Below are 7,451 nucleotides of genomic sequence, written 5' to 3' on the forward strand. Positions count from 1 at the left end.
CCCGCGGAGCGGGTTCCTACGCGCTGCGCGCGTAGGAGAGAAACCGCCTCGCTGCGCTCGGCGCTCGGGCTACGCCCGAGCATGGCCGGCCCTTCGAGCCGGTGTCCTGCGCTTCGCTTAGGACGGATTCGGGCTTTGCCCGAAACGGCTCGCTCCGCGAGCCGGGGTGACCCCGTTTCACGGGGTTCCGGGCCTTCGGCCCGTTGGGGTGGGTCCGCTCCGCTCCCCCACCCTGGGAACCCCTCCGGCTTCTCGATTGTCCTCTTCCGTGTGGAACTCTCGGGGTTGGCTTCTGCTGGGGCGCCCGGGTAACGTCGTTCTCTTCGGGTGCCGTCGGGGCCCGGAGTCCCTGAGGTGTATGCCCCATGACCACTCGCCAACTGCCCATCGTGTGGAGCCCCTCTTCCAAGGACACCCAAGCCGGATGGCGAGCACTCTGGTGGGACATCGGACCGGACGGTGCACTCGGAGTGATCCTGGTCCAGGAACAAAACCTGCGCCGTTCCCCCTACGTCAGAGGCTGGATCGGCTGGCGCGTAACCACTACATGCGACCGCCTGCTCATCCTGGTCAAAGGCGGGACGGAACACCGCAAAATCCTACCCGGCATCAACGAATCGACCGGCGGCCTGGTCCTCCTCTCATGGTCTCGATTCCTACTCAAAGACAGTCGGGAGCAGAACCACGTCGTGTACTCGCCCGGCGGCTACCCCATGAGCCGCATATACCTCGGAGAATGCATCGAAAACGTCATGGGCGACCGTGACGGAGGCATCTGGACATCCCACGGCGACGAAGGCATCTACGGCGACCACCCCGCGTCCCGCGAAGGCCTCGCACGCTGGAACACCGACGGCGACCACACATGGACTCCACAGCAACTACCCGTGCTGCCTCTCGGTTCTCTGGCAAGCACCACGGAGGGAATGTTGGCCTGGCACGCCTGGTACAGCCCCGAAGGCGCCTTCCTCACACGAGTCGATACCGCGACCGGAGAGGAGACCAGCTGGAAAATGCCGATCAGGGACATCGACGGACTCGCCGTCCAGGGCGACCGGATGATCCTCACCCATAGCTTCCACAACCGGCCCGGCATCGAACTGCACCACGCAGAACTCATCGACAACACCTGGGTCATCACCAGACAGGAGGAACTGACCCTCCCCCAACCCATAACCAGAGCCTGCACCCAAGGCCGCGACGGAGCCCTCTGGCTCCGCGGCGGCGACACATGGACACGCATCACACTCTGAACCACAACCCACTCACCAAAAAGCATGCCAGGGTGACCCCGTTTCACAAGGTTTGGGCCTTTGCCCCGCCGCGGGGCTCGCTTCACTCCCCTGCTCCGGAACCCTTCCACCTCGCCTCAGGCCCAGTCCGCTCCGCACGTAGCCAGGGAGTAGCGGTTGCGGCCGCCTCAGCTCGCCGCGGAAGGGTCTACGGGCATCCATGGTTCGACCGGATGGGAATCGGCCGGCTCGGCCAATAGTGGGTGCATCAGGTCGAAGCTGCATGTACGGTTGGCAAAAATCGGCTACACGGATCGGTTCGCTCGGAAAGGGTTTGGGGATGCCTGTCTACGAATATCATCCGGAGGAATTGATCCGCCTTTCTGTGGTCAGGCGGGCTTCCGGACTCACGTTGAACGAGGTGGAGGAACAGCTCCGGGCAGCCCAGGACCGTGAAAACCGGGCGCTGGCCGCACCGAAAGAGCCCCGCAAGCCGACCGAGACGGACATGGCAGTGTCCCACAGACTCGAATGGCAACGGATCCTTCGGATCATGACGAAGCAGCGGATGGCCGTGTACTCACCCGACGAGGACCATCGCGTAGCGCGCCAGGAAGACAAACGTGCGCAGCGCAAGGCCACCGAGGCTCTCTGGAGCGAACAAGCGGATGCCGGGCTGCCGATCGAGGTGCTGCGGCACCGCGTCTACAGGATCACCGCGCGGGCGACCACCGCTTCGGACCGACAAGCAGTGGTGGTCCGCCACATCTTCGCCGCGTCCGGCGGCGCGGCCGTCGAACACGCTCGGAGACTGTTCGACTGGCCCGGCAGCCCATACCAGGACGGCGAGTACCGGATCATCGCCGTCGATCAGGTACTTCCCGAACCGGGAGAATTCTTTTGATCCAGCTCCGTGAACACCAGGTCGATCAGAAGTCGGCGTTCCGGAAGTGGGTGGGAATTCCCGCAAAGTCGCCACTGCCCCCTCGGGGAGCCCGGGGCACCATCGTGTCCGCGACCGGGTCGGGCAAAACCATCACGGCCGCCGCCTGCGCGCTGGAATCCTTTCCGAACGGCCGGATCCTCGTCACCGTCCCCACCCTGGACCTCCTCGCCCAGACCGCCCAGGCGTGGCGCCTGGTGGGCCACCGGACCCCGATGATCGCCGTCTGCTCCTTGGAGAACGACCCGGTGCTGAACGAACTGGGCGTGCGCACCACCACGAACCCCATCCAGCTCGCCCTGTGGGCCGCCTCCGGGCCGGTCGTCGTGTTCGCCACGTACGCCTCTCTCGTGGACCGCCAGGATTTCGACGCACCCGAGGGCCAGCGGAAGGTTCGCGGGCCTCTGGAGGCCGCTCTGGCCGGCGGGGAGCGGCTCTACGGGCAGCAGATGGCGGGCTTCGACCTCGCCATCGTCGACGAAGCGCACGGAACCGCCGGCGACCTCGGAAGACCGTGGGCAGCGATCCACGACAACTCCCGGATCCCGGCGGACTTCCGGCTCTACCTCACCGCAACCCCGCGCATCCTCGCCGCGGCCCGCCCGCAGAAAGGCGCGGAGGGCCAGGAGCCGGAGATCGCGAGCATGGCAGATGACCCCGACGGCACGTATGGGGCATGGCTCGCGGAGCTGGGGCTGTCCGAGGCGATCGAGCGGGGCATCCTCGCCGGGTTCGAGATCGACGTCCTGGAAATCCGCGACCCCTCCCCCGTCCTCGACGAGTCCGAGGAAGCGCAGCGGGGCCGACGCCTGGCACTGCTGCAGACCGCGCTCCTGGAGCACGCCGCGGCGTACAATCTGCGTACGGTCATGACCTTCCACCAGAAGGTGGAGGAGGCGGCCGCGTTCGCGGAGAAGCTGCCCGAGACCGCCGCCGAGCTGTACGCCACCGACGCCACGGACGCCGATCTGGCGGCCGCGGAGAAGCTACCGAAATCGTCCATCGACGCGGAATTCTACGAGCTGGAGGCCGGCCGCCACGTCCCGCCAGACCGGGTCTGGTCCGCGTGGCTGTGCGGGGACCACCTCGTCACCGAGCGCCGCGCAGTCCTGCGCCAGTTCGCCAACGGCATCGACGCCACCGGCCACCGTGTGCACCGGGCGTTCCTCGCATCGGTGCGGGTGCTCGGGGAGGGCGTCGACATCACCGGCGAACGGGGCGTGGAGGCGATCTGCTTCGCGGACACCCGCGGCTCCCAGGTCGAGATCGTCCAGAACATCGGCCGCGCCCTCCGCCTCAACCGCGACGGCTCCACGAAGATCGCCCGGATCATCGTGCCCATCTTCCTGGAACCGAACGAGGACCCGACCGACATGGTCGCCTCCGCCAGCTTCCGCCCTCTTGTGGCGGTCCTCCAGGGCCTGCGCTCTCATGACGACCGCCTCGTCGAGCAGCTCGCCTCCCGCGCCCTGACGAGCGGCAAGCGCAAGCTGCACGTCCGACGCGACGAGGACGGACGGATCGTCGGAGCCGGCGGGAACGGCGAGGACCAGGAGCACGACGAGGACACCGACGCGGCGGCCGAGTCGGCCCTGCTGCACTTCTCCAGCCCCCGGGACGCCGCCACCATCGCCGCGTTCCTACGCACCCGCGTCTACCGGCCCGAGTCCCTGGTGTGGCTGGAGGGCTACCAGGCCCTCATCCGCTGGCGGGCCCAGAACGAGATCACCGGCCTGCACGCCGTCCCGTACGACGTCGAGGTCGAGGTCGGCGTCACCAAGACGTTCCCCCTCGGCCGGTGGGTGCACCAGCAGCGCAAGACTCTGCGCACCGGGGAACTCGAGGACCGGCGCAAGGAACTGCTGGACGCACCAGAGGCCGGGATGGTCTGGGAGCCCGGCGAGGAGGCCTGGGAGGCCAAGCTCGCCGTGCTCCGGTCCTACCGGAAGGCCACCGGGCACCTAGCGCCCCGACAGGACGCCATGTGGGGCGAGGACGACGCCATGGTGCCCATCGGCCAGTACATGGCCAACCTCCGCCGCACAGGCGCCAAGAACGGACTCGGGAAGAACGCAGACACCGCGACAACCCGGGCCGCGCAGCTCACCGCGATCGACACAGACTGGAACTGCCCCTGGCCACTCGACTGGCAACGCCACCACCGCGTCCTCGCCGACCTCGTCAACGCCGACGGACACCTGCCCGACATCGCCCCCGGCGTGCTCTGGGACGGCGACGACATCGGACGATGGCTCCAACAACAGAAGCAACCGGCCACCTGGGCACGGCTGCTGCCCGAGCAACAGGCACGGCTTGCCGCGCTGGGCATGGAACCCGCCCAGACGCCGCCTCCCGCCCCGGCGGCCGCTCGTGGAGCGACGGGGCCGAGCAAGGCACAGCAGGCATTCCAGCGGGGACTGACGGCCCTTGCCCAGTGGGTCGAGCGGGAAGGCGCCCACCGGCCGGTGCCGCGCGCCCACGGGGAGGAGATCACGGTCGAGGGCGAGGCGGAGCCGGTCGCCGTGAAGCTGGGTGTGTGGGTCTCCAACACCAAGAGCCGGCGGGACAAGCTCACCGCCGACCAGCTCGCCGCCCTCGCCAAGCTGGGCGTCGACTGGGCGTGAGCTGGTTCGGTACTGGGCCTCGAGGCGGGCGTCTCGGGGCCCAGTGTGGTCTTGGATGCATTGCCGGGCTGCTATTCCGGCGGTGCCGGATCGTGGAGGGGCTTGTCGAAGTGTTGCTCGACGCCGAGAGCGCGTAGGAGGGGGCTGGTGAGACGGCGGGTGATCGCGCCGGGGGTGGTGGTCAGTTCGGCCCAGGTCGCGGTGGTTGTCTCGGCGTAGGTGTCCGCGTCGTATTGGGCGGTGGGGCCGAACATGCCGTAGCCGCTGTTGTAGGCGCCCATGCCTTTGAGGCGGTTCGCTCCCACGGCCAGGGCCCAGTTGCCGAAGTAGCCAGCTTCCTCAGCGGCGGCGACGACGAGTGTGAGGAGTCGGCGGGTCTTGACCACCGGTGCCGCTGCGAAGATCTGCTGCTGTCCGTTGACCTCGTCCGACAGGCGGCTCGAGTAGATCCGCAGCCCGCCGTCGTCACCCACCTGCAGCTCGATCGCTCGCATGGTCTGCGAGTGTCCGCTGCTCTCCGACGTGAAGAGCCGGGCGGGCCCGATGTCCGGCGATGCCTTCGCGATTCCTCGTGCCCGCCGGTACGAGTGGCTGGCATAACCGGCGATCGAGGGAACGATGTCGTGATTCGGGTGGAGCACCTCGTTCAAGGCCCGAGTGTTGGCCTTCGCGACGAACTCGTTGAGCCGGTTGCTCCACTGGGTATCGGCGGTGAGGCTCAGCAACATGTCGCGGGTGCCTGCGAGGGGCTGTGCCAGCAGAAACAGGTGGGCGTTGTGTCCGTGTCTGACCGGGTCGCGATCCATCTCGTGCTGCAGCAGCTCCAGTGCGTCCCGGTCAGTGGAGCGTCGCCGTTCGTGGAGGCGGACGACGTCCGCGTCGGAAAGGACGTGCTTGGTCTTGTCACCCCGGCCGTAGTAACGGCCGTCGACCATGTGCGGGGCGGCCGGGCTGGCTGGGACGTGGACCACAAGGTATCCGTGGTCCTCGCCGTCAGCTGAGGGGACGTCGGTGGTGACGACGGCAAGTGGCGGGTCCGGCAGAGTCCGCGCGACCTGTTCCACCTTCTCCCCCAGCCCTTTCAGGGGCTGGGGGGCGCGGAAGAAGGTGCGGTTTTCCTTGTCCTCGCCAATGCCGATGATCAGGGTGCCGCCATCGACGGCGAAGGAGGCGATGTCACGGGCCAGCTCCTTGTTGTCGCCCTTCGTCGCGTGCAGGGCCTGCTTCAGGTCCACGTGGTGGTTCTCCTCCACGAGGCCGGCGTCGAGGGCGGCTTGGAGCTCCGCCTCGGTTCGTGGTGACCAGCTGGGGACATCAGGTGACAAGTAGATCGGCAGCACAGGGCCTCCTGCATCGGACGGCGGGCGCACCGGGGCGCCGCCCGCACAGGTCCGAGCCTAGATATCCGATGCCGCTCACAGCATCGGATTTCCGGAAGGAAGCCGTCTGTGAAGGGCCCGGTCTAGGACTGCTCACCGCCCTCCGCATCCCACTGACCGGCGAAGTCCTCCAGGACGCGGCGTTGTTGTTCCTCGCGGGCGATCTGCTGGGAGAGGACGTTGCGGTCGATGTAGGGGTCGACGGCGGCGAGGACCAGGCGCTGGAGTTCGTCGGGCTCCAAGGCTTCGACTTCCCACTGGAACGGGTGTTCGATGTCGAAGCCGTAGCGGCGGGCGAAGGCCGGCCACCTCGGGTCGTCGCGCTTGCCTTCGGTCGCCGGGAGCCCGTACGCGCGGACCTGTTCGTGGGTGAGCAGCACCCGGGTTACCGAGCTCCAGCACCCCGTGCGCTCTACCCAGTCGCGTTCGATGTCCTCGCCCGAGCAGTCGGAGTCGCCGACCACGGCGAGGTGGGCTTGGCGTTGTTCGTGGGCGACGCGGTCGCGGACGATGTCGGCGTAGGAGTGGGAGCTGAAGCCGCGGACGATGAGTACGGGGATGCCCGCGAACTCGAGCCGGCCGGTCAGCTGCTGCCGCAGGGTGTCCTTCTCCGCTGCGACGTACAGGGCGTGCTCCTGGCCGGCGGTGCGGTCCAGGCGGAACCAGTCGGGCATCTCCTGCATGAAGGCGTCCGCGCTCGGCCAGGCCGGTGGGACGTGGACTTCGCGGACGGTGTCGATCAGGTCGGGGAAGCGGCCCTCGCGGCGTGCCTGGGCCAGCCGGGCGGACAGGCGGCGGTACATCGGCGGCGTGTGCGGCAGCACGCCCTCGGCGGCCAAGCGGTACATGACCTGTCACAAGGTCACCTTGAGCGGGGCGTACCCGTCCACGATCTCCCGGGCACGGTCCACGACGAGGGATGTACCTCTGCGGCGCCGCCAGCCTCCGGGACACTGGACAGACCTCTTCGTCCGGCTATCGCGAACAAAGAGGTGTCGTTTTCCGAAGGGGGCTTGCCCACAGCATCTGACCTGCACGAATGCAAGATCACCAGATTCGGGAGGTCCCACTTACGGTCACACCCTCGGTCCCCCGCCTAGTGCACCCCTCCAGACACCTCTGCAGCCGCCCTCCGGTGCAACCCCGCGAAGGGTCAGCGGGAGGGTTCCCAAGCTTCCTGTGACTGCTCGCAATAGTTGTCACTTCACAGCGATAGGTGTCACCACGACGGAGGCCTGGCCGTCTCCACGCGCTCACCTAGCCCTACGTAGAC

General features: G+C 67.8%; 5 protein-coding genes. 3 read left to right on the forward strand and 2 right to left on the reverse strand.

Translation table 11 applies throughout. The features are described 5' to 3' along the window. Nucleotides 1-365: 365 nt before the first annotated feature. From ACZ6ZI_RS40130 to ACZ6ZI_RS40140, 3 genes are all read left to right on the forward strand, one after another. Entirely contained in the window at nucleotides 366-1,253 is an 888-nt protein-coding gene (locus ACZ6ZI_RS40130) for a hypothetical protein (RefSeq protein ID WP_469530076.1), read from the forward strand. Nucleotides 1,254-1,572: 319 nt separating this feature from the next. Then, nucleotides 1,573-2,136 carry a hypothetical protein gene (locus tag ACZ6ZI_RS40135; protein WP_469530078.1) on the forward strand — a complete coding sequence of 188 codons (564 nt, stop codon included), beginning with the start codon at nucleotides 1,573-1,575 and terminating at the stop codon, nucleotides 2,134-2,136. After that, on the forward strand, nucleotides 2,133-4,799 hold the full coding sequence (locus tag ACZ6ZI_RS40140; protein WP_469530079.1) for a helicase associated domain-containing protein: 2,667 nt from the start codon (nucleotides 2,133-2,135) through the stop codon (nucleotides 4,797-4,799). Before ACZ6ZI_RS40135 ends, ACZ6ZI_RS40140 begins: the two co-directional genes overlap by 4 nt. A gap of 71 nt (nucleotides 4,800-4,870) precedes the next feature. Here ACZ6ZI_RS40140 and ACZ6ZI_RS40145 read toward each other — a convergent pair whose 3' ends face one another. Then, a complete protein-coding gene (locus ACZ6ZI_RS40145; RefSeq protein ID WP_469530081.1) occupies nucleotides 4,871-6,034 on the reverse strand; it encodes an AlbA family DNA-binding domain-containing protein in 1,164 nt (387 codons plus the stop codon). A 227-nt stretch (nucleotides 6,035-6,261) separates the two neighbouring features. Then, entirely contained in the window at nucleotides 6,262-7,026 is a 765-nt protein-coding gene (locus tag ACZ6ZI_RS40150) for a hypothetical protein (RefSeq protein ID WP_469530082.1), read from the reverse strand. Nucleotides 7,027-7,451 lie beyond the last annotated feature (425 nt).

This window comes from Streptomyces sp. NPDC103540, from assembly GCF_055584445.1.

Excerpts from the sequence above, each read along its gene's own strand:
- ACZ6ZI_RS40130 (WP_469530076.1), top strand. The coding sequence starts at position 366 with ATGACCACTCGCCAACTGCCCATCGTGTGGAGCCCCTCTTCCAAGGAC.
- ACZ6ZI_RS40135 (WP_469530078.1), top strand. The coding sequence starts at position 1,573 with ATGCCTGTCTACGAATATCATCCGGAGGAATTGATCCGCCTTTCTGTG.
- ACZ6ZI_RS40150 (WP_469530082.1), bottom strand. The coding sequence starts at position 7,026 with ATGTACCGCTTGGCCGCCGAGGGCGTGCTGCCGCACACGCCGCCGATG.